The organism is Paenibacillus sp. FSL A5-0031 (assembly GCF_001956295.1).
GTDB lineage: Bacteria > Bacillota > Bacilli > Paenibacillales > Paenibacillaceae > Pristimantibacillus.
In genome coordinates, this window is the sequence record NZ_MRTD01000015.1 from 58,869 (window position 1) to 81,946 (window position 23,078).

General features: G+C 46.5%; 15 protein-coding genes. 3 read left to right on the top strand and 12 right to left on the bottom strand.

The window, feature by feature from the left end; translation table 11 throughout:
* Nucleotides 1-7 precede the first annotated feature (7 nt).
* The 8 genes from BK120_RS24015 to BK120_RS24050 form a co-directional block, all read right to left on the bottom strand.
* Complete coding sequence (locus BK120_RS24015; RefSeq protein ID WP_076270038.1) at nt 8-892, bottom strand: carbohydrate ABC transporter permease; 885 nt, start codon at nt 890-892, stop codon at nt 8-10.
* Nucleotides 882-3,473 carry a DUF5696 domain-containing protein gene (locus BK120_RS24020; protein WP_076270039.1) on the bottom strand — a complete coding sequence of 864 codons (2,592 nt, stop codon included), beginning with the start codon at nt 3,471-3,473 and terminating at the stop codon, nt 882-884. The genes BK120_RS24015 and BK120_RS24020 overlap by 11 nt, the downstream gene beginning before the upstream one ends.
* 22 nt (nt 3,474-3,495) lie before the next feature.
* Nucleotides 3,496-5,553, bottom strand: a complete 2,058-nt coding sequence (locus tag BK120_RS24025; RefSeq protein ID WP_083682379.1) for a YIP1 family protein — start codon at nt 5,551-5,553, stop codon at nt 3,496-3,498.
* Between the two features lie 17 nt (nt 5,554-5,570).
* Complete coding sequence (locus tag BK120_RS24030; RefSeq protein ID WP_076270040.1) at nt 5,571-6,443, bottom strand: carbohydrate ABC transporter permease; 873 nt, start codon at nt 6,441-6,443, stop codon at nt 5,571-5,573.
* A 4-nt stretch (nt 6,444-6,447) separates the two neighbouring features.
* Nucleotides 6,448-7,332 carry a carbohydrate ABC transporter permease gene (locus tag BK120_RS24035; protein ID WP_256711010.1) on the bottom strand — a complete coding sequence of 295 codons (885 nt, stop codon included), beginning with the start codon at nt 7,330-7,332 and terminating at the stop codon, nt 6,448-6,450.
* A gap of 111 nt (nt 7,333-7,443) precedes the next feature.
* Nucleotides 7,444-10,395 carry an extracellular solute-binding protein gene (locus BK120_RS24040; protein ID WP_076270041.1) on the bottom strand — a complete coding sequence of 984 codons (2,952 nt, stop codon included), beginning with the start codon at nt 10,393-10,395 and terminating at the stop codon, nt 7,444-7,446.
* A gap of 68 nt (nt 10,396-10,463) precedes the next feature.
* A complete protein-coding gene (locus tag BK120_RS24045) occupies nt 10,464-11,870 on the bottom strand; it encodes an ABC transporter substrate-binding protein (RefSeq protein WP_076270042.1) in 1,407 nt (468 codons plus the stop codon).
* A 407-nt stretch (nt 11,871-12,277) separates the two neighbouring features.
* A complete protein-coding gene (locus BK120_RS24050; RefSeq protein ID WP_076270043.1) occupies nt 12,278-13,420 on the bottom strand; it encodes a GntR family transcriptional regulator in 1,143 nt (380 codons plus the stop codon).
* 123 nt (nt 13,421-13,543) lie between these two features.
* On the opposite strand from BK120_RS24050, the gene BK120_RS24055 reads away from it, so the two are divergent.
* The gene (locus BK120_RS24055; protein WP_076270044.1) at nt 13,544-16,153 is read left to right on the top strand and encodes a transglutaminase domain-containing protein; all 2,610 of its coding nucleotides are present in this window, start codon (nt 13,544-13,546) and stop codon (nt 16,151-16,153) included.
* Here BK120_RS24055 and BK120_RS24060 read toward each other — a convergent pair.
* From BK120_RS24060 to BK120_RS24070, 3 genes are all read right to left on the bottom strand, one after another.
* On the bottom strand, nt 16,128-16,352 hold the full coding sequence (locus BK120_RS24060; RefSeq protein ID WP_076270045.1) for a hypothetical protein: 225 nt from the start codon (nt 16,350-16,352) through the stop codon (nt 16,128-16,130). The two genes, BK120_RS24055 and BK120_RS24060, sit on opposite strands and share 26 nt — an antisense overlap.
* A gap of 136 nt (nt 16,353-16,488) precedes the next feature.
* The gene (locus BK120_RS24065; RefSeq protein WP_076270046.1) at nt 16,489-16,809 is read right to left on the bottom strand and encodes a hypothetical protein; all 321 of its coding nucleotides are present in this window, start codon (nt 16,807-16,809) and stop codon (nt 16,489-16,491) included.
* Between the two features lie 82 nt (nt 16,810-16,891).
* A complete protein-coding gene (locus tag BK120_RS24070) occupies nt 16,892-17,461 on the bottom strand; it encodes a xanthine phosphoribosyltransferase (RefSeq protein WP_076270047.1) in 570 nt (189 codons plus the stop codon).
* A 266-nt stretch (nt 17,462-17,727) separates the two neighbouring features.
* Here BK120_RS24070 and BK120_RS24075 point away from each other — a divergent pair, with 266 nt between their 5' ends.
* Nucleotides 17,728-18,441 carry a hypothetical protein gene (locus tag BK120_RS24075; RefSeq protein WP_076270048.1) on the top strand — a complete coding sequence of 238 codons (714 nt, stop codon included), beginning with the start codon at nt 17,728-17,730 and terminating at the stop codon, nt 18,439-18,441.
* A gap of 211 nt (nt 18,442-18,652) precedes the next feature.
* Complete coding sequence (locus BK120_RS24080; RefSeq protein WP_076270049.1) at nt 18,653-19,693, top strand: YkvI family membrane protein; 1,041 nt, start codon at nt 18,653-18,655, stop codon at nt 19,691-19,693.
* 24 nt (nt 19,694-19,717) lie between these two features.
* Here BK120_RS24080 and BK120_RS24085 read toward each other — a convergent pair whose 3' ends face one another.
* Nucleotides 19,718-23,038 (bottom strand): AAA family ATPase, encoded by a 3,321-nt coding sequence (locus tag BK120_RS24085; protein WP_076270050.1) that lies wholly within the window; start codon nt 23,036-23,038, stop codon nt 19,718-19,720.
* Between the last annotated feature and the right edge of the window lie 40 nt (nt 23,039-23,078).

A 23,078-nucleotide genomic window follows, 5' to 3' on the forward strand; every position in this document is an offset into this window, starting at 1 on the left:
CTCCTTCTCAATCGTAGTAAAACACTTTTCTCGAAATGATGCCCGCTGATAGGCTAAGTACTATTGCGACAACGATAAAATACACCCAAGACATCGCTGCGCTCTGCCCGAACTCAAACGTTTTGAATGCCGTTTCTGAAATAAGTGCGTTAACCGAATTGTTATTGAATGAATCAATAATGGAATAAATTAAATTCGTCAGAATAAGCGGCGTCATCATTGGGAATGTAACTTTCCAGAAAATCTCATAGCCCGTTGCCCCCTCAATTCTTGCAGATTCGTACAGTGAGGGAGAAATGGATTGCAAGCCCGCAAGAAAGATAAGAATTTGGACGCCGGAGGAGCTAATAATTTCATAGATTCGGTCAACCGCATCCGAAATATAATTTACGAATACAGGCGCCAAGCCGGACTCCATCATCATCTTTTTCAGCTCAAAGCTTTGCATGAGATTTCCGCTTCCGCTAGATGAAGAAGAGCTTCCGACAAAGCTGCTAATGTCCATATTGGCTATTGCCGCAGATGCTAGAATGACGGGTAGAAAAAAGACTGCCCTTGCCATCGCTCTTCCTCTGAACTTCTGATTCAGCAGCACCGCTGCAAAGAGACTGAATACGATGATGATTGGCACATTAACGATCATATCTGTAACCGATTCAGTCAGTCTGCGCGGAAAATCCGCATTGGTCAGAAATAAATGACGAAAGTTTGCGAAACCCTCATACTTTACTGCGAAGCCGCCTTCAACCAAACTTATTGAGCTTAAGCTGAATCGTAAGGATTGAATGAGCGGCATGATAAACAGCATGACTAATCCCAGCATTAATGGCGTGGCGAACAGCACGCCGCACCATGCTTTTTTCTGCGCCAAGGTCAATGGCTTATTGAACATCTGCCTCACCGCCTACCTGATAACTTTGAGCTGCAAGCTGCATGCCCTCTACTGCTATCGCCTTATTATTGTAGTTGATCGTAATGACATAACCGTTCTGAAATGTCGTTTCCACGACGCCCGGCACGATTTGTCGATGCTTCACAATGACCTGATTCCGAACCTTCGACAATACGCCATTCGCTTCCTTATAGAGCTGCACCGCTTCATCAAGCCAATCTTTGTAGTTCAAAGCATAAAGATTATCGTAGTCGGTGTCCTTCACTTTCGTTGAGTCACTGGCGTACCATTGATAATATAAGCTCGAGCCCGTTTCCAGCGCCTTCAGCATCGATAGACAAGGATTTTGTTTATCATCCATGTTGTAAGGTGAGCCAGCCAAATCATAATAGCCATGCAATGCAATTTGATAAAACGGAATATCCTGATCTGTAATATTCATCAGACTGCTCTTGGTCGGTGCGTTAACGATTACATCTGCATAAGGCAAGCTGTATGCGTTGCCGCCATTCACCATGATCGATTGCGCCTGAAGGCTCAGCTTATTCGTCTGTGTCTTGATCATTTCCAGCGCTTCCTGACGGGTTATCGTTTTATCTGGATTGTAATCGGAATTAACCTGATTTCCCATATCTCTTAGCGATAATCCCTGCAGCCCGAGCGCTTTGTAATCCGCCAAAAAACCGTTTATTTGCTTCGGCAGCGCAGCAGGCGATAAGATATAGTGGGAAAATTTCGAAGTATCCTGATCGTACATAACCGGATTATATTGATAAACCTTTGCTTCTCCGCGATCAAGCCATGTAGCCGATCCGCTGGAACCTTTGTATTTTTCCAAAAAGGCTGTATCCGGGTAGAAGCCGATCCCGTTTTTCTGTGCAAAATCAGCTAGCTCACGAAGCCCTTCTTTGCCTCCCAGCTTATTCACTACTTTGATACTTGCTGGCGAGCTGTGTCGAATACCATCATTAAACCACCCGACATAACGCAAATCGATATGTTGGATATCCGTATCCATCAGCTCTTGCAGCAAGTTTTTCGCTTCAGCAAAGCTGGTTAGCGATTGTGTTGCTTCATACGGTATTCCGAGGAATGATTTATCTACCCGGAATGCTCCTACCAGCTCCATCACAAACGGCGAATCCTCGACTTTATCCAGCTTTTGTATATTGAATTTTTGGATTAAGTAATTGCGATATTCAGCAGCCATTCCTACATAATCGGATGTTTCACCGCTAAGAAAGGAATATCTTATGGATAAGTCGCCTTCGTACCTTTTCTTTTGGAACATCGGCACGGAGCTCGTTTTTGTCCCCGACGTAAGCGTGTAAAAGTCCATTGATGAAATTTGAAACTTGCTGCCAACGGTATTATAGGAGTCGTTTCGTCCGCTTACATCTGCTGTGATGCTTGCCATCGCATCTCCATTTTCAATGATCCCAAACAAAGCATGGTCGGATCGCTTAAGCCCAAATACCGGCAGCCTTGTCATCTCATTCGTCTGTATTTTCTCTTTCACATTGTACGTACCGTCATTGCCGTACACAGGCAAATTATAGGGTTCCGCTTGGTGCTTTCCGCTGTTCAGCTCAATTAGAGCGCCTGCGCCGTCAGGCACGAACAAGTATCCCGACTCCTTCACACCAGCAGCGCCAAAATGTTTAAGCACCTGTACGCTGGCAATTGGATATTCCGCATTGAATTGCAGCTCCTTGCCCGGAATCGTTACCACAAGCTGCTCATTATCCAGCGTGTACTGAATTGGAATCGTAAACTCTGCCCTTGCGGCTGATGCAGCGTCGGCTGCGCCGTTCTCTTCGTTATCCTGCTGCGCATCCTCCGCTGTGTAGCCCGCAGCTTCCAGTGCCGCAGAGATTTCCTCCGCTACGTAATCCTGCAGCTTGCGGACGACATAAATTTGTTTTGCCTCATCGAAGCTGAATTTGTATTCAACACTTTTCCTCAGCTCTTCATCGGCAATCTGATCCAAGATTTGCTCTTGAAATCTTTTTTTGCTGATTACCTTTGGAATATTAGCGAAACCTTTGGCAATATTGCCTAGTCGATAAACGACTTTGATCCCGTTCTCTGCGTCCGTTATTTCAAATTGCTGCTTTGCGACGCTATCATCATAGCTGTTGAAAGCGTTGACCTGCCCTTTTTCATTGTAGTAAGTAAGCAGCACCTGTGAGGATAGCTCTGAATGGTACAAAGGCGAAGCTTTCTGATCCTCGCTTCTCTCTACCGGGTTTGAAAACCAGACGTAGCTGTCGCGTTTGTCCTTTAGGGCAATTTCTGCCGTTTCACGGTTGATATAGAGCTGAAGCGCGTCATTTTCTTTCACTAATTCCATCGCTGACAACGCTTGCAGCTCTTTATCCGTGTTGACCGCAGTTGATTTACGTCCTGCCCCAATCACCCGGTCTTCCTGCTGAGCAGAGACGGCCTCGGCTTCATTTGTACCGAGGTTTATCTGCACTCCAGCTTCTTCCTTCTTGCTGCAGCCTGCCGCACTTGCAGCAACAACGCTCGCAAGCAGTGCCGCGAACAGGATGCTGGACATCTTCCTCTTACCTGTCACGACCATCTCTCCTTCCCGCACGCTACAATCTGAACGATAATTCCTTATAGACAGAAATGGCGAAGCTGATCATCTGCTGAAGCATGCTGAATAATAATACCCCGATAAAAACAATAATTCCGATGACAACGAGTGTAAGCAGCATCGTCATAACCGTTTTCCCAGCTGAATATTGATGCACTGTCATCGTACCTGTGAACAGCAGCCATGCTGACCAAATCAGGGCAACCCCATCAAGCAAATAATAGAACGAGCTTTCGCTGCCTGTAATTAAATTGCTGTACAGCGTTTGAGGCAAATAAATGATAACTAATGGCATCATCGCATAAGCTGTCGCCATCACAATTTCCTTGAATTTACCTTCACCATCCATCAAGGTCGTTAAGGACCAGTTCGCAACACACCACAGAACAAAAGGCAATACGATAAAAGTTAATTCGTTCAAGCTGTTCAATTGGCTTGGGTTGTTGAAATTGACGACGAAGCCGCTGTATTGCCGCTTAATAATGGTGAAGATGACAAGCAGAAACACAATGCCGAAAGCGAGCTTGAGCCTGCCCTTCTGCTCGTATTTCATTTCCCAGAAGCCATTAAAGGGATGCATCATCGTGTAGAAAGGGTTTTTGATAATGCCGAACTCCTGAAAGTGCTGGCCATTCACCTTTCTCCGATTCCACTTCATGAGGGCATAACCAAGTACAACAGCTAGTGCAACAACGAGAACAATAGTGCCAAAATGCGCGAGCACGATGCTTTTTCGATAACCCTTAAAGGCTTCGGAGTAATACTCCCTGTTGTTCCCAAGCTTGAAATAAGACATCGCCTCATGATATTCGCCTTTTTTGAGCAACGATTTGCCGATACCTAAATAGGCCACCTCCACATTTCCGTTTAGCTGAAGCACCTTCTCCCAAGCGGCTGTGGATTGCTCTGTTTTGCCATGATAAAGCGAAATAACGGCTTCCCTAATCAAGCTGCCATACCGGGTTGGCTCGAATGCCGTCAACCGTCCGTTATCTTTATCCAGCACAAGTATATGATCATCCATAATTTCAATGGCAGAGGGGGTACGGAAATTCTCCTGCTTGCTTCCTAATCCTCCAAACACGTACAGCAGATTTCCATCCTTGTCGTAAGTAAATATCCGTCCCCGCTTAGAATCAAGCGCACTGTACATGCCTGCTTGATCCGCAGCCACATCGATGAATATGGAACTGCCCGGATTGGTCCCCGTCTTCAGAGTGCCAATATCACCCTTGGGCGGAAAATAACCCTTGCTCCGCAAAATATCAGCTCCCGATGGATTCAGCCGTTTGATCGGCCGGTTCGAATCCTCTTCTGAGGTTGAGGTGTAGATGAACCCGTCCTCATCAAGATCGAGATTGTTAAATTCAAGCGGTATGAACTGCTCCATTTGCTGTCTCTGTGCTTTGGTCGATATCCGTTTCCAGAACAGATCAATTGGGCTGAACTTTACGCGGTTCGTTCCAATAAAGCCGATAAACTGCCCTTCATCGTCAAACTCCATCATTCCTTCGTAAGACCCGCGGCTAACGACTAATATTCGCTTCGCTTTATCAACGGCCACCTTGATTGGCGCGTACTGAAACCCTGGCCGCAGCAGCGTTGATTTAGGCTCGCCTATTGCTCGTATGAACTTACCCGCAGTATCAAATACGGCAAGTCTTCGGTTGAGTGTATCTGCCACATAGATGAGACCATCGTTTGTGCCAAATACCCCCTCCGGCTTATTCAGCGCATCCTCTTTTCCTTCATTATCAAATTTGGAAATGACCAGTTCTTCTTGAAATTCCTTGTTTAATATAATGATTCGGTTATTGCCCGTATCCGCAATGTATATTCGCTCATCCTTGCCAACGAACATATCCATTGGCGAAGCAAGACGCCCACTGCTCCAATTGTCACCGTAAATGACTTGCTCCATTTTGTATGCATTCGGCGAGGGCACAGCATCTCCCCAATAGGAATACTGATAGGTATCTATTGCGGCTTCTGCAACAGGAGCGGCCGCACCGATTATGAGCGATGCGATAAATAACGCGGCGATGATTCTCTTCATCCGTTGCTTCCCTCCTGTTATTCCTTCAAGCCTGATGTAGACATGGTTTGAATAATATTGCTCTGCGTTACGATAAATACGGTGATCGGCACAAGCATCATCAGCAGTGTAACCGCAGCTACCGGTCCTGTTCTAACAAGTCCTCCGCTTGCGATTTGGCCAAAGACATAATCAACTGTTTTTAATTGCTCGCTGTAAATATATTTGTGGCTCGTTACTGAACCATTTGTCCATAAGCTTTGCAAGGAGAAAATGATTAACGTCAGCCAAGCTGGCTTAACGATCGGCATAATAATTTGCCAATAAATTCGGTATTCACTCGCTCCGTCAATTTTGGCTGCTTCTAATAGAGCATCCGGGATTTGCTCCATGAATTGCTTCATGAGATACAATCCTAGAGTCATGCCGAAAGCAGGCAGCAAGATCGCCCAATACGTATTAATCAGACCAAGCCACGATATGATCATGTAGTTCGGCACTTGTGTAACATAGGCGGTAAACATCAGGGAGAGTACAACGAGCGAGAACAACACTCGTTTCCCCGGAAATTTAAGCTTGGCAAGAGGATACGCCGCTGCCGAAGCAAAAATGACATGCCCCACGGTGCCCACGATAGCAATGAAAAAAGTATTGAATACGTATCTTGAGAAGGGCACCCACGAATCACTGAATATACCAAGCAAATCTCTGAAATTTTTGAAAGTAGGATTTCGAACGAACAGCTTTGGAGGAAAGGAGAAAATTTCATCCAACGGCTTAAATGCATTGCTGATTGTGAACACAAGCGGCAATGCCATAAAACAAGCGACGCCGCCAAGCAGCAGAAACAGCAGTATATCGACTGACAAGGAACGATTCAGCCTCTTTGACACTTTAAAAGATCGTTTCATCCCTCTACTCACCCACTTTTCCCAGCAGCTTCTGCGTTAAGAGATTTGTAAGGAGCATGATACTGAACAATACCGTGGCAATCGCCGACGCATAGCCCATCTCATACCGAATGGAGCCGTAATCAACCAAATGGGTAACAATGGTGTGTGCTGCGTAATCCACACTTGGGAAACCGATCATATAGATGGAGATCTCTGCGATGGAGAACGCCAACGTAATTTGGATAACCGCACCAAACATCAGCTGTGGACGCATAGCAGGCAGTGTTATGAACCACAATTCCTGCCAGCGGTTGCGAATGCCGTCAATGCTTCCCGCTTCGTACAGGGTGCGATCTACATTTTGCAGCCCTGCGATAAAGGCTAGAAAGGATGTGCCGAGGCTTAGCCATAGCTGAACGAGAATAAGAATGCCCAGCACATACCTTGTATCTTGCAGCCACTGAATCGGCTCCATAATGAAGCCCCACTTCATTAGAAAAGAATTCGCATAACCATAGGAGTCGCTTGCGAACAATAGCTGCCAAATCAAATAGGTATTGCCCGCAATCGATGGCGCATACAAGACGAGCGTTAGAAAAGCTCTTATCTTCGGCCTTAGCTCGTTAATAAGCCATGCAAACAAGAAGCATGCCAAGTAACTAATCGGCCCCGTAATGGCCGCGAACAAAAACGTGTTTTTTACCGCAATTAGAAAAATATCGTCTTGAACGAGTAGTCTTGAATAGTTTTGCCAGCCAATCCACCTAGGCTTCTCAAGAAAATTAAAATTCGTAAAGCTGAGCAGCAGCGATAATAGCACAGGGAGTACAGTAAATGTGCAGAAAATAATAAAGTATGGTGCCAGCAGCACATAAGCGTGTTTACTTTTTTTCATTTCAACAAACATGCGCGTTAATTTTGGCTTCAGCTCTTTCCCGTGAGCTAGAATACGTGAATCGCCTTTCCCCCTTGTTACGGGGCGGGCTGCTACCTGCTGTTTCATTTAAGCCCCTCGTTTCTAATAAGGAAGATTAAATTCCTTGCGCTTTAATGTAATTTCCTCATTCATCGCCCTTACATATTTGTCCATCGTTTCACGCGGATCTTCTCCTTGAACGACAACACGGCGGAATGCATTATCGATGTTTCTGCCTGTCAAATATCCACCCGGAACCTCTGGAATGCCCTTAACCCATTTCATTTGCTCCTGCAGCATTTGAAAATCCTTCGTTGGCCAAGGAAGTGAAGCTAACGCTTCCATATTTGCCGTTGGGTATCTAGCAGCAGCACCCATTCGAATTTCCATTTGTCTGCCAAAAGCAACCTGCGTATCTTTGCCTGTCCACCATTTCAAGAAGGTCCACGCCTCTTCTTTGTTTTTCGCTTGCTTGAACATAATCGATGCCGAGCCTCCGCTGCCTACCTCGCGGTGGAAGGAACCATCGGCAGCAGCAACGCCTGGAACGGGTGCAAATGACCACAGCCCTTTGATCTCAGGTGCAAAAACAGTCAGCTTGTTATACATCGTATAATCGACGATACCGATTGGCATTTCGCCTGTTCGGAAGCGGTTTGCGAAATCAGCTGCGATTGGAATCTTATAATTGACATAAAAATCGGTCCACTTCTTGAACTCCGAAATCGATGTCTCTGAATCCAAATCACTCGATTTACCACCGTCCTTATAAAACTGGCCGCCTTGCTGAAGCAGAAACATCGCAAATGCAGGATTGGGCGGAAGCGTCATAATATTCGTCGTTGCAAGCTCATTGCCAATGGAATCAAGCGGTTTTTGCGGTAAACCAAACTGCAAGTTATGCTTCTGGAGCGTAGGCAGCATATCATAGACATCCTGCCAAGTTTCCGGCACTTCCAAATGCAGCTCATCCTCCAATATATCTTTTCGGAAAAACATCATCGGAAACGTTTGCTGCTCAGGCAATGCGTAGTAGCTTCCTTTATATTCATAAGGCACCATGGCGCTGGCTAGAAACTGCTGCTGTACTTCCGGATAATCTGGAAACGCAGATAAATCCTGAAGAGCGCTGCGGCTCGCGTAATTCATCGGCAAGTCGTTGCCAACCTGCAAAGCAACATCCGGCCCTTTCCCCGAGACGGTTGACGGTAGAAGCACATCCGCGCTTACGAGTTTTAAATTCACATGTATGCCCGTCGTACTCGTAAAACGATCATCTATCAATCGTTTAATGACTTGTGCTTGGTCACGAGCCGATGTTACCCATACAGTCACGCTTTGCTTCGTCTCTTCTTCATCCGAGAAATCATCGTAGTTTTCACTAAATGATGCTGCGAACGATTTGATCCCTGTTAACATCTTTGCCCATCTGGTTGCTTCGGGCTTCGGAAGCTTTACTTCTGGCGAGCTAACGATTAAATAATCCAAGGCAAGCGGCTGTTCATTGATCGTAAGCATCCATGAGCCAAGCGCGCCTACATTCGTCTTAAATGCTTCGATCCGTGATGGTACGGATTCCGGGCGGCCCGCCATGTCCTTAAGCTGATACGCTAGTCTATTAATAATCGCTGTACGGTCATTTCCACTCTCGGATGGTCCTTCCATACTGCTCGCAATGCTATAGAGCAGCTCGCTTTGTTTCTCAAACACTTCAATCATTTCAGGGATGCGCTGTTCCAGATTGTAATCACGGAAGGTATCCGGAACGGTACCTGTATAGCTGATGATTTGGCGATACAAGGCATTTAACTCAAGAATGCTCGTTTCCACCGATCGCAATATTGGCGCCAGCTCGCCCAACGTCACTTCCATCCGCAACCGATGCTTGCCTTTAGTAAGATGGAATAAATAAGGCTCATCTTTGCTCGTTCCCAAAACATTCATTTGCCAAGAATGGTTATATGGAAACTGAACCTCTTTCAACTCCTTAAAGGGCAGCTTCCCATCTATATAAATGGAGCGCAGCGCAGACATGCCATTCAAATAGTTTTGACGGTTTTTCAAAGCGATTTGATAGAGCCCTTCTTGCTCTACTTCAATTTCCCATTCCATCCATTGTCCCGGCATTCTCCATGCCCATCCACCCATTGCATTATTGCGAAGCTTTGATACATGGTAAGGTTCGACCGCGGGAGAAGAACGATCATTATAAGGCAGCAAGCTTGGCGTAGATTTGTATAAAGCTTGCTCTGCTTGAAGCTTGATCGAAACGTCTGCAGCCGGCTTTAGCCCATCTTCTTTATACTTGCTGGCAACCTCTGCATATGTAGGAGCAATTTCCGGTGCAGACAGCTTTAACCAATCGATGACGAGCGGCTCTTTAACCGAAGTCAGCGTCAGTGTATGCTGGCCTCTCGAGAAATAAAATAAAAAAGGCTCATCATAAAAGCCCGTGTTGTCTTTAATTAAGCTTTCCTGCCACATATACTCTTCGATTTGGTTAGGCAGCAGATCATTTCCCCTTGCATCGCGATCGAAGCTTTGCTTCTCGTTTTTCCATATTCGATTGAAGGTTATGCTTCTAGCTTCATTAAATGGCGATTGCCCATCCACTAACAGCTCCCGTTCAATATCTGAATCCTTGCCCGGCTCGCTATAAAAATGTATACCGAGATTGTATAGTCCTTCTTGCTTAACCTCGAATGCCCAGGAAATCGCACCTGAATCCTCCGTGAGAACCGCTTGCCCCTGATTGCCCGCTCTATTCTCAACGATAGAAACTTCCATTCCTTTAACTTCGCTGTAGCTCTCTCCTTCGATTACAATCGTATCGCTAGACGCCAGTTGAATAGGATCATATTTAGACAAGTATTCGTCATAACCACCCTTTACATATGGCGTATCTAAAGCCGTCGGATGGGTATTCCGATTGCTTGCCGATGTTCCTTCAGCAGTAACCGTGCCGTTTAGTGCGGACTCTTGAAAAAACAAGGAGACGCAAACAGCTAGTGACAGAAGCAATAACGAAATGACTTTAACGCTTGGTCGCCGCATCGTTTCCCCCTCCTCCCTAGCAGGCTCTCTATTAAAATAGGAGCCTGCTGAGAGTTTTTGACAAAATTTTATTTGTTGTCTTGAAGCAATTTATTCATGTTCGCTTCAAACTGCGGTTTAATTTTGTCAACTGCAGTAGACGGCGATACTTTGCCTTCTGTAATTTCTTTGACGACACCTTCAAAGAGCTTCTCGCCATCTGGAATGCCATAGTAGGAGATATACTCAATGTTGTCGGCCATCTGTTTCCGAGTATCGAGCGACTCTTTGCTTGGGTAAGAAGTTTCCCATGACTCATTGGCTAGCTTTCTGCCCTCTTCATGAAGACTAATCTCATCAAGAATTTTCACAGCAACCTCAGCATTTTTCGAATATTTAGCTACCATGAACATATTGCCAAACGGTGTGTAGGAAACATAACGATCAGCCTTAGGGCCTTTCGGGAAGAAAACATAACCAAGTTGTTGATCCTTCATGCTATCGACAAACGTGCCAAGCTCCCAGCTGAATCCTGCATAGATAACGCCTTTGCCAGCGATGAACTCTTTCGCTGCATCCTCAGGAACCGGCTGCATGATCGATTTATCTGTGTTGTAGAGATCAGATATGAACTGCAAGGACTCAATCGCATTTTCACTGTTCATAGCGAATTTGTATTCTCCACTGGCATCCTTGTCCAGAGCCCCGTTGTTCGTGTAGACCATCTGCTCTGCAAATGCTTTAACTTTACCGTAAGCGCCGGTTACGCCAAATACATCTGTTTTTCCATCGCCGTCTGTATCCTTTGTTGCGGTTTTTGCAAATTCACGGAATTTATCCCATGTCCATTCGCCTTTTTGTTGAAGCTCGTATGGATCCTCTAGGCCAAGCTTCTGAACGAGCGTTTTGTTATAAAACATGCCGTACGGAGAAGGAGCTGAATCCGTCATCCCGTATTGCTTGCCGTCATAACTTCCTCCAACCTTCATCCAGCTAATATATTTCGGATCATTCAAATCCAAAAACTCATCAACTGGCTGAATGAACTGTTTGTTCACAAGCTGTGGAAACGCCCAGAAAAGCTCGATCCTAACGATATCCGCAAACGGTGTGCCTGAGAGAGAGGTCGTCGTGAAATTTTCAATATACTTTCCATAGTCGCCGAACTTTACAAATTCAATTTTGCCGTTATATTTTTTCTCCGCATCTTCAATCAATTTGATTTGCGCTTCTTCTGCGGGACCTTTTTCTTCTACTAATCTTGGATCAGCTCCGTCGTACCATACGCCGATTTTAATCGTCTGACCTTTTAAATCGTATTTGTTCTCTTCCGGCGCCACAGTCGCTTCTGTTGTTGGTTCAGCATTTGTCGGAGAAACTGCATTCGTTTCTTTCCCTTGATTGCTGTTAGCACCATTTTTTCCGGAGCATCCTACAATCGAAACCATAAGTATTAAAGCAATGACTGCAAACGAGCGTAATTTTAGCTTTTTCATTTAAAATCCCCCATCATTCATATTGGATTGAAATTTTAAAAAGACATGATTACGAAACGCTTTAACAAAGCTCTAGACAGAAATACCGAACAGCCCTCCTTAACGGCATAATAAAACCAGTTATAAAGCGCTTACATTCTTCGCAAGCAAAAATAACCGATATATCCATTGTTGTACAATCGGTTCGTTCTCAAGGTGCATCACTTCAATTACAAACCAACTTGGCTATGTAATTAGATATACCTTTTAGCCTGCTTACAAAAGTTATTATAATCGCAATACTATTTTTTGTAAACAATGAATATACTTAATATAGTAAAATACATTATTGATTATACCAAATAAAAAAGCTGGCCATTAGGGCCAGCTTTTTACACTAAAATGAATGACGCAGAACAATAGATTGTCTATACCGATTTGACCGAGGCTTGATCATCTGCCGTCTGCACGCCAATGGACTCTCTCTCAACCACACGAATGGGAACCTGTAATTTTTGCGGTGAAAAATCAGCTCGTTCAATTCGATTAACGATTAATTCAGCCGCTTTACGGCCTATTTCGTTATAATCTTGGGCTACGGTCGTAAGCGGAACCTCCACATGCTGCGCAATGATATGATCGTCGAAGCCGGCAATTGAAAGCTGTCCTGGAACTTGCAATCCCATTTCAATCGCATTTTTAAGAAGTTCGACGGCAAGGTGATCATGCTCAACTTGAATCGCTGTTACTCCAGCCTGAATCAGCGAAGCAATCATTGTTTTATAAAAGGTTTTGCTATTTGTTTCATCTACTTGTCTATAGAAATCCGAAACGATTAAGTCAGGATCAATCGGAATTTTGTAATCCTTCAGCGCATTGCAGTAGCCTTGATACCGATCGCGCACCGAACTGCGAAATTCGATGCTGATGCTGGAAACAAAAGCAATTCGCTCATGACCAAACTCAAGCAGCTGCTTCGCGATCTCATAACCGCCTTCAAAGTTATTTGAAGTAACGCTCGTAATCGGAATGCCTTCAAAGTACTGATCAATCGTTACAATCGGATAGTCGTTCCAATAAATAGCATTGATCAAATCGATATTGCTAATGGTGCTGATCGGATACAATATGATGCCGCTTGAACCGTTCTTAGGAATTCGAACGAGGAGTTCCTTCTCTTTGTCTCTGCTCCAATTGCTGTTATGAATGCTTAAATAATAACCTTTATCGTCCAAATAGTCCGATGCTCCGGTTATATAGTCCGATTCATGTGTCGCCATATAAGGAAGAATCATTGAAATAATCCGATTGGCATTTGAGGTGCCTGTATCGGATTCAATATAAATCTCTTGTTTTTTGACGAAGCTCCCGCTTCCGCGTTTCCTGTATATTAGGCCTTCCCGTTCCAGCTCGATTAATGCGCGCTTCGATGTAATGCGGCTAACCCCTGACTTCTCCGCCAATTCCACTTCTGTTGGAAGTTGTTGATCAGGCAAATATTCTCCCGATTTTATCTTTTCCTTGAGATCCTCAAGAATGACCATATACAAAGGTTTGTTATCGGACTGCATGTTCATTCACTTCCAGTCTATCCGTAATGCATTTCTTGTATTGATTATACCAAATCAATTCTTTATAATGCAAATTAAATATACCAACTTCATTCGAGTATACCTGCAGTATTTAGGAGAGGAATGATCATAATTATGAATTCAGACTGGACAACACAGGTTCTAGAAAAATTCGCCTACAAAAGGAGCCTAGCCAGCTTGCGTGAAGAGCAGCTATTTAGCGTTTTTCAGCAGCCCTTAAGCGCGGATGAGCAGTTTGCGCTGCAATTTTTATATGCCTACATGCCTCTTAATGACTTAGCTGATTATAACGGTGAACTTTTTCTTAGCCATGTACGGGCTTCTCTTGCTATTCGAAATAAAGTGCCATGGGGCAGCACGGTGTCCGATCATTTATTTTACCACTTTGTCCTCCCCTACCGTGTCAATAACGAGAACATCGAAGATATTCGAAACTTGTTGTTTAATGAATTGTTCGATCGCGTCCGAGGACTGTCCATGGAAGATGCCATTTTGGAGACTAACTACTGGTGCCATGAAAAAGCTACCTACATAGGAAACGACCAGCGCACCGTATCTCCTTTAACCATTATCCGTACCACTCTCGGACGCTGCGGAGAGCAGTCCACACTTGCAGTTGCTGCACTCCGCAGCATCGGAATTCCTGCAAGGCAGTGCTATACACCACGCTGGGCCCATTGTGATTCCAATCATGCTTGGGTTGAAGCTTGGGCTGACGGTCGATGGCATTTTCTCGGTGCTTGCGAGCCAGAAGCAAAGTTAGACCAAGGCTGGTTTAGCGCCCCTGCAAAAAGGGCTATGCTCGTTAATACGAGAGTTCCCTCCAACTATGCAGGCCCCGAGGAAATTACGCTGCAGCATCCTTGGTATACCGAAATTAATTTACTAGATAACTATGCCGTAAACAAGACCATTACGATCAAAGTACTTAATCAAGCTGGTTCCCCATCTAGTGCTAAGGTACACTTCCAGCTGTATAATTACGCCGAGTTTTCTACTATTGTGACAAAGACGACAGATCAAGCCGGGCAAGTTACCCTTACAACTGGACTTGGCAGCTTATATATACATGCTGTTGGCGAAGAAGGCTGGGGCTCTATACTTATCCATACGGGAGACGCGAACGAATTTACAATGGTTATGAGCAAAGAGGAAGTTCGAGGCGGCATTTCAGATATTGATATGATCCCCCCGCTATCTGTGGACAGCAAGCTGACTTCAGCCGCCACTGAGCAGGAGAAACAGAAAAATAGTGAGCGAATTCAAGAGGGTTCCCAAATTCGTGCTGCATATGAAGCAACATTTGTTAGCTTGGAGCAGTCTTCTCAGCTAGCTGATCAGCTCTCCCTAAATGGAGATCGGGTATGGAATGTCCTCCAAAAAGCTAGAGGCAACAGCCATGAGATTTATGCTTTTTTACAAAATCAATCGCCTATATATGGAGAATGGCCGCTTTTGCTGCTGGAATCACTTCATGAAAAGGATTTGACAGATACGTTTCAGATCACGTTAGATGATCATCTACTTGGTTCTTTGCCGCTGATTGAAAGTCAGGATACCGATTTAGATAAATCTTTTACCAGCAAGTATCTTCTTTGTCCGCGTATTCATTATGAGATGATTGCACCCTACAAGCATCGTTTCCAAGAGCGTTACTCGGAAGCAGAAAAGGAACTGTATCGCGGTCAACCTGAGGCCATGTACGAGCGGCTTGCGGGTGAATTTGAAATTATCGAAGGCATGAATCATTATAACGGCTCTGCCACGCCGCTAGGCAGCTTTGAATTACAAAAAGGCGATCGGCTTTGCTTCCACATTCTTCTAATCGCAACAGCAAGAAGCTTAGGAATACCAGCTCGCCTTGAACCAACTGATTTAAGGCCACAATATTTTATGCTAAGCCATTGGACTGACTTTTGTTCGGAGGGCACCTCAGCACCAGCTCTAGGTTACGTTCATTTCATCAAAGACATAGCAGCAGATGTAGAAGAAGCAGCCTATTTCCATAACTTCACGATTGCACGCTGGACGAAAGGCATGTATCACACACAGATGCTCCTTTTTGGCAAAAAGGACGTATTCGACACGCCAATCGAATTGGTGTGCGGACAATATCGGCTAATAACCGGAACAAGACTTCCAAGTGGTACTGTAAAGGTCCGGCTTGCTTATTTCGACATTTCTCCATCAACTACAACAAAATTGACATTGAGCTTCCGCAGCAAGGATATGGAAATTCCAATTCTAGCCTCACTCTCCGCTGATGCCATGGATAAGGAGTTATTCTTTCCACAGATTAGCATGAAGGCAGCCGTTCAGCCACGAGGCGCAGTCATCGCTTGGATCGAGCCAGACCGTGAGCCTTCAAAACATCTGCTGAGAGAGCTTCGAGAGCTGGCTCCTGCATTTGAGGCATGGAATGGCCAAGTTATATTGACAGCGGGTGAAGATAAGCTGACCGCATCCTTCTCATTAGAACAAGATGCTGCCTTGCCACGAAACGCTTCTTTCCACCTTGATCAGTCATACGCTGGCCTTAACCTCTTTCAGCCCTTGGTCGTGCCGAAGAGGATGGAACAGTTTCCCATCCTGTTTGTTTTGGATAATGTAGGACGAATCCGTTACATGTCAGAGGGATACAAGCTTGGAATCGGCAAAGAAGCGCTTGATGCCATTCATGCGATTGCTAATTCTCATCAGGAAATAGATTAAGCCGATCCTCTGATGCTGGTGTATAACTATATGTACGGCTTAGCTTCACTACCCGGCGATTTGGTCTGCGAATAACGACAGAGGACTCGTCCCATGCTACAACGATACCTTTAACGTCATTTGCTTCGATTGCATCTCTTACAACTCTTATCGTCTCACCGCTTACGCGATATTGATCCAATTGCTCTTCACTTATCATTGCAATTCCTCCTGCTTCTATTCTAACCTATATGATTATTGAAAAACCTCAATGGATGCTTACGCATCACATTGAGGTTTACTTCAAAATATAAAATAATAATAAGGTTTAACTTATAGTTATATCAATCTTTAAGTTAACCTGCATGCTCTTTCGCGTCATTCGTTTCATACCACTCATCCAGCACGCGCGATGACATCACTCGTTTGCCGATATATTCGCCTTGACGGTCAGTGAATTGCTCCCGCCATTCAATAGACAATTCGTCGCAAAGCTTCACGATGGTGAGCAGCTCTGACCATGCGACATAACGTTTGTACCAGAAAAATTGCGGATGCTCAATCATATAAGGATATAAATCATCAAATTCCGTATGTTTACAATCTAGTGCACGCTCAAAGTGGACTTTAGCATCGCTTAGCTTTGTATACATAAACTCTGCAGACATTTCCCCCATAATATGTGCCTCCCCTCGATCACTTCTGTACCATTATAAGCGATAATGCCGGATGCGAAAAGAACATTTGTACTGGAACTTATTACTCAAATTTAATTTCACCGTTATCAAGCGATGAAATGCGAACGAGCGGCTCCACACGAATTCCTTGTTCCCGCAATGTTCTTCCTCCAGCTTGAAATGACTTCTCGACAACGACGCCAAGTCCAACTAAAGCTGCTCCCGAGCGCTGAATAATTTTTATCAATCCACGCGCTGCATCGCCGTTGGCAATAATGTCATCAATAAAGAGTACCCGATCTTCAGCCGTTAGAAACTGTTTGGACACCATAATATCAGTCACCATTCCCTTTGTAAAGGAAGGAACACGTTCTACATATGCATCCGGATCAGCAATTAATGTCTTCTTGCGGCGAGCGAAAACGAGCGGCACTCCTAGAGTATATGCGGTTGCAAAGGCAGCGGGTATTCCCGACGACTCCACCGTTATCACCTTCGTAATTTGCTCCTCCGCGAAGCGCCTTGCAAACTCTTGTCCCATTTCCATTGTCAATGCTGGGTCGACCTGGTGGTTGATCAAAGCATCCATCCGCAGTACATTGCTAGACAATACGGATGATTCTGCTAAAATACGTTGTTTTAAACTTTCCATCTTTCATTACCTCCACCAAAATCCTTTTTGATACCGTACCATAGGTCAGGCAAAAAGTGCAACCCTATTGAAGGGATCGTTTTTAATCCCCAAAAAATCTAGCGAATTCGAGCGGGAAATTTCATATCTACAGTAAAATAGAGAAACTTTTACCACATTTTACACGTCTAATTTAATAACCTAACTTTTGAACGAATTTAGCTGCACATTTATAAATATTGTTCATTATACCGATGATATTTCCTATAGGGAAAGGAGTGTAAACCTTGAAAACCAATCGATTATTTACGAAAAAAGCGGCTATGCTCGCGGCAACTTCAACGCTTGCCTTATTGCTTGCCAGCTGCCAGAGCGCATCGACGATCACGCCCGATACTTACACGGATGACACAGCTCCTCTTCTGACCAAGCAGACGAGCAAGCCTAACAGCCCTCAGAACTCTTACTCTGAGCTAACGGAAAATGAGATTCAAATGGACGAGCCTCATGTGAACAAAGTGGATACGAGCAGCAATACAAACGCTGAAACCTCAGCAGTCAGCAAGCCAGAGAATCCCAAAGCGCCGGTAAAAACCGAAAGTGAGGATGCATTGTGGCAAGCAGACGCACCTCTTCTCCATGGCGTAGCAATTGGCGATACCCATGCTTCTGTTGTTAAGCAGTTTGGCAATCCGCAAGACAGCTACAAGCTTGAAGAAGATACGGATCCTGTTACAGTGCTTGAATATGACGGATTTGCAGTTGGAATCAATGCTAAGAAAAAAACACAATTTATAGAGCTTTTTGAAAAAAACATTCAAGCCGGCCTAAGCGGCCTGCAAATTGGGGACAATCCGGAAGCTGCACTGCTTGCACTTGGCAAGCCTGAGAAGCAAACCGCCTATTTGCTCACTTACAAAGCAAACAAAGCGCTGCTTAAGCTGGATCTTGATCCCGAGCATAACGAAATCATTTCCATTAAGCTTCTCGCTACCAGCTAGACAGAATTTAGCATACGTAACTAATATAAAGAGCAAACCAAGGCTCCATTGAAGAAAATACACCACAGCACTACCGCCGCTACTAAATTAAGGCCCTCTCTGCTTCTAAATATCCCGTAGAAAATCGTAATATTTTGAAAAAAGTCATGCCTGTCCCCGTTTGGACATACCTTCTAATTATAGAGGGTTTTCGAACGGAGGACGGTAGACGATGTGGAAACGTACTGGGAAAGTATTGCAAATCGCTTCAACTTACATGGGGACAATCGTGGGGGCCGGTTTTGCCACCGGCCAAGAAATACTTCAGTTTTTTACCCGCTTCGGTTACTGGGGTACGGTCACGATTGTTATATCTACCATTTTGTTCATTTGGCTAGGCACCAAGATGATGCTCATTGCAAGTGAAATTAGAGCAAAGTCGTACGAAGACTTAAATAAAGCATTGTTCGGCGACAAATATGGACGACTTATCAGCCACTTCATGTTAGTCGTACTCCTTGGCGTAACCGCTGTTATGCTCGCAGGTGCCGGCACCATCTTTTATGAGCATTGGAATATTTCATATCAATCAGGTCTGCTTATTACGATTGCCGCTTGTTATTTTTTGCTGCGCAAAGGAATGAATGCTATTCTAACGGTCAATGCGATCGTCGTTCCTGTTATGCTGCTGTTCACTGTACTCATCATAATCAATACATTTCAAACGCCAGGCGCAGACAAGTTCATTACTTTATCAAGCGACCATTCCATCTGGGCCGCTTGGGCTTCACCTTTTTTATATACCGCCTTCAACCTCTCAATGTCGCAAGCTGTGCTTGTACCGCTGGGAGCAGAAATTCGTGACCGCAAAGTCATTATTGCTGGCTCATGGGTCGGAGGAATCGGTATCGGGTTCATGCTGCTGGCTGGTCACATCGCGCTTTCCGTTCATATGCCAGGCATTCAACAATTCGCAATACCGATGGGCGGGATTGCTAGGCAGCTAGGGCCTAGCGTACAGTTTATTTACGTTTTCATTATTTTCGCTGAAATCTTCACGACACTCATTGCAGACATCTACGGCCTCACCCTTCAGCTTCATGAGCGTTTGAAATGGGCTCGGAGCTTGATTGTACTTCTTATCCTCGCGATTTGTTATGTAGCCAGCCAAATCGGATTTGGTCCGCTGCTATCAACTCTTTATCCGTTATTCGGCTTGGTCAGCTTGGGCTGGCTCATCTTAATTATCCGCAAACGTGTTATTACTCATTAGAGAGCAGCTGGCTGCTATAGATCATCATATTTGTACGAGTAACGCACCCTCGCAATGCTCAAGCATTGCGTCTCGAACATGCTCATGACAAGTCATAACTATCATTTGCCTTTCACTCGATAAGGATGCGAGCAGCTTGGTTACTGCATGCAGCCTGCCTTTGTCGAAATTAACAAACACATCATCCAGCATAAGAGGAAGCTTCGCTCCACTTGTTGCTTCCTCCGCCAAAGCAAGGCGCATCGCCAAATAAACCTGCTCCGCTGTTCCTCTGCTTAACATTCCGCTGTCGATGAGACGGTGCTCCGCTGTTTCCAGCCTGATTCCCTGTTCGCCTGGCGTTGTAAGTACCCGAATATATTTGCCACCTGTCAGCTCCATCATATAGCGCGACGCATTGCGAAGCACGACAGGCTGAAGCTCTTCTTCATAAACACGTTTTGTTCGGCTAATTAATGCTGCACTAATAGAAAGGACCGCATACCGCTCTGCATCCTTCTCGATCTGGGCAACCGTCATCGCTTTATCAGAAAGCAGCCTTTGATGCTCCTCTTCCTGCAAAAGATGGTCTAACGACTGCCGCACTCTCCCCCGCTTTTCTAGCTGCTCCTGCTTTTGCCGCTCCAGCTCTTTCAGCTCCGTCTGCGACTCCAAATGCAGCTGCTGCAGCTGCTCTTCATCATAGCTGCCAAACAAATGCTCGAGCTCGGAAATTCTCTGCGCTGACATGCCTGCCGTTATTTCCAACGCAAGCTTTGAAAGTTCAAGCTCAAGTGCCGTCCATATCCTATGATGCGAAATGGCCAGCTCATATTGAGCTTCACTTGATAGACCAGCCGCTTCCACTGCAATCAACACTTGGCTCTCTAGCTCAAGCTGCCGGGATTCAGCAGCCTGCTGCGCCATGCGCAGCTCATCGCGGCGCGCAATAATAGCGCGCGCTTCTTGTTTGGCTGCAGCATGGCGGCGAATTTCGGCATGCAGCAGGCGCAGCGCGAGGGCTGGGTCAGCAGCCGCCGCTGCGGCCGCTTCCTTGAAATGCCCGCACAGCTCAGCTGCTTGCGCAGCGAAAGCAGCCAGCTGTTTGCCTGCGGCGGCTTGTTTCGCCGACAGCCGGTCATAATGCTGCAGCCGCTGCAAAGCTTGCTCGGCAAGCTCGAATGCTTCGAGCGCAGCGGCCGGCGACATTCCCGCCGGCAGTGAGCGAGCTGCAAGCCAGTCAGCCCACTGATGGGCGATGGCTTGCCTTGCTTGTGCAGCAGCAGCGGCAGCCTCGCTGCGTCCTGCAGCGTGCGCGCGCAGCCGCTCTAGGCGGCGGGCGAGCTCGCTGCTATGGTCGATGAGGCGCTCGCTGCGCTGCAGCGCCTCGAGACGGGCTTCGACTGCGGCGCGCAGCTGTGTGCGCGCTTGTTCCGCAGCGAGCAGATGCTCTGGCGAGCTGTAATGCTTTGCCGCAAGCAGGGCAGCAGCTGCCTCTTGCGGATTATGTACAATCATCTCTAAAGCTTGATGCACTCGTTTCTCTCGTTCATTAAGTTCCGTACCAGTGAGCGGAGCTGCTCCGCCGCGCCCTCGCGAACGCCCGCGTCCACGCAGCTGATCGCTGCTCTCGCCTGCTGCTGCACTCCCAGCGCCGCGACTCCGCAGCAGCGCCACAACAACAAACGCAAGCGCCGCTCCCGCCAGCGCCAGCGCAGCAATACCTGCACCGCGCCCTGCTCCGCCAAGCGCGGCAGCTCCAAGCGCCAGCGCGGCTCCGCCCGCTCCTGCCGCCGCAGCCCACCAAGGGCCGGCTCCGCTTCGGCCCGAAGCTGCCGCGCCGCGGCCAGCCGACTCGCTATCGCTTGCGGCTGCAGCGGCTCCGGCAGAGCGCGCCCGCTCGAGCTCCCACTCGCGCAGCGCGCTATCGAGGGCGTTCCACGCCCCCTTCAGCGCATCTCGCGTGCGCGGCAGCACCTCAAATCCGGTGCTGCCCTCCTGCTCGCTGCGCTCCTTCTCCCGTGCGGCGGCTGACCTCGCCTCCTCCAAAGCGATAGACGCTTCCTGCTCCTGCTGCTTAAGCGTCTCAAGCTCAGCCGCGAATCGCTCCTCTCCTCGCGCATGCTCCAGCTCCTGCTGCTTAGCGCTGCGCACAAAGTCACGATCGGCTATCGTAACGTGAAGCTCCCTCAACTGACGCTCTGTCCATTCCGGCGCGATGCTGGTAACGAGCCTCGCAATCATCTCATCATGCTCGCGCAGCTCTGATTCCAGCTCCATGCTGTCCTGCTTCAGCTGGCGCATGCTCTCAGCTGCCTGAAGCAGTGCTTCCGTCTCATCTCCAATACGAAGAAGCTGCTCATCATAACTTATCGCTTCAAGCTGCAGCTCCATCAGCAGCGCTTTCTGCCTTTGCTTCTCAGCTTCTTCGCGCAGCTCAGCTCTTTGCCTTTGCAGCTCGTCCCATTCCTTCTCCGCATGCGGCGACAGCTCTGCAGCGTAAGCGACTTGCTCGCGCTCAATCATCAGCTGCTGCTTGCGAATCCACAAAGGCCTAGTCGTGCAAGCTTTATGAAGCAGCATTTGCCTTGCTTCCTTTGCTGGCAGCTCCAATTCCAGCTGCTGCAAGAATGCATCCAGCTGGCCCGTCTGCTGCGTCAACTGATTGTAGGACACAATGGCATCTGCGCGCTTCCGAAGCTGCACATCTATTTGCTCAAGCGTTTTCAAATGCTGATTAATTTGTTGATTAGCTCCGCGAGGCTTAAAGAGAAGGTCCATCTCCTGTGCTAAACGCTTCTCAGCTGCTGCTATCGATTTTCCGTTGTCCCACCCTGCTTGATACAAATATTGTCCAAGCTCTTCTCCCGACAATGCGCCGATTGCTTGCAGTTCAGTCAGCGTAATGGCGAATAACTGTCGATACAATTTTTCGCTAATGCCTCCTAAAAACTGCCGTTCCCATTCCGTTTGTGTGAGTGCTGCTTCTTCGAGAGCTTTATCTGCTGCAGCAATAACGCTAATGAATGGTTCATTTAACAATTCGTCATTGCCAGCTGCATGGCTTAGAGCGCGAAGCTTAAGCTTGCCTAATCCATCAGCCGCATACCGCTCAACAACGTATGCTCCATCTTCTGCACTTTGAAAAAACATCCGACCGCCATGCTTGCCGCCATTCACCGGTTCTTGCCGCTCATTCGACTGTCCGCGTTTGGCAAAACCAAAAAGCATCGATCGGATAAAGCCGAATATCGTGCTTTTTCCCGCTTCATTTGGACCATATACGATAATGACCGCCGCATCGAGCGGTATTTGCTTCCTATATAGCTGTCCGAAACCGTCAATTTCAGCCTTCAAAAGCTTCATGCTACCTGTCATCTCCTATAGGCATTTGCAGATACAAGCT

What these genes read in the sequence shown, in the direction of transcription:
- BK120_RS24015 (WP_076270038.1), bottom strand. Translation starts at nt 892, where the DNA reads ATGTTCAATAAGCCATTGACCTTGGCGCAGAAAAAAGCATGGTGCGGC.
- BK120_RS24025 (WP_083682379.1), bottom strand. Translation starts at nt 5,553, where the DNA reads ATGAAGAGAATCATCGCCGCGTTATTTATCGCATCGCTCATAATCGGT.
- BK120_RS24030 (WP_076270040.1), bottom strand. Translation starts at nt 6,443, where the DNA reads ATGAAACGATCTTTTAAAGTGTCAAAGAGGCTGAATCGTTCCTTGTCA.
- BK120_RS24035 (WP_256711010.1), bottom strand. Translation starts at nt 7,332, where the DNA reads ATGTTTGTTGAAATGAAAAAAAGTAAACACGCTTATGTGCTGCTGGCA.
- BK120_RS24040 (WP_076270041.1), bottom strand. Translation starts at nt 10,395, where the DNA reads ATGCGGCGACCAAGCGTTAAAGTCATTTCGTTATTGCTTCTGTCACTA.
- BK120_RS24045 (WP_076270042.1), bottom strand. Translation starts at nt 11,870, where the DNA reads ATGAAAAAGCTAAAATTACGCTCGTTTGCAGTCATTGCTTTAATACTT.
- BK120_RS24050 (WP_076270043.1), bottom strand. Translation starts at nt 13,420, where the DNA reads ATGCAGTCCGATAACAAACCTTTGTATATGGTCATTCTTGAGGATCTC.
- BK120_RS24055 (WP_076270044.1), top strand. Translation starts at nt 13,544, where the DNA reads ATGATCATAATTATGAATTCAGACTGGACAACACAGGTTCTAGAAAAA.
- BK120_RS24060 (WP_076270045.1), bottom strand. Translation starts at nt 16,352, where the DNA reads ATGATAAGTGAAGAGCAATTGGATCAATATCGCGTAAGCGGTGAGACG.
- BK120_RS24065 (WP_076270046.1), bottom strand. Translation starts at nt 16,809, where the DNA reads ATGGGGGAAATGTCTGCAGAGTTTATGTATACAAAGCTAAGCGATGCT.
- BK120_RS24070 (WP_076270047.1), bottom strand. Translation starts at nt 17,461, where the DNA reads ATGGAAAGTTTAAAACAACGTATTTTAGCAGAATCATCCGTATTGTCT.
- BK120_RS24080 (WP_076270049.1), top strand. Translation starts at nt 18,653, where the DNA reads ATGTGGAAACGTACTGGGAAAGTATTGCAAATCGCTTCAACTTACATG.
- BK120_RS24085 (WP_076270050.1), bottom strand. Translation starts at nt 23,038, where the DNA reads ATGAAGCTTTTGAAGGCTGAAATTGACGGTTTCGGACAGCTATATAGG.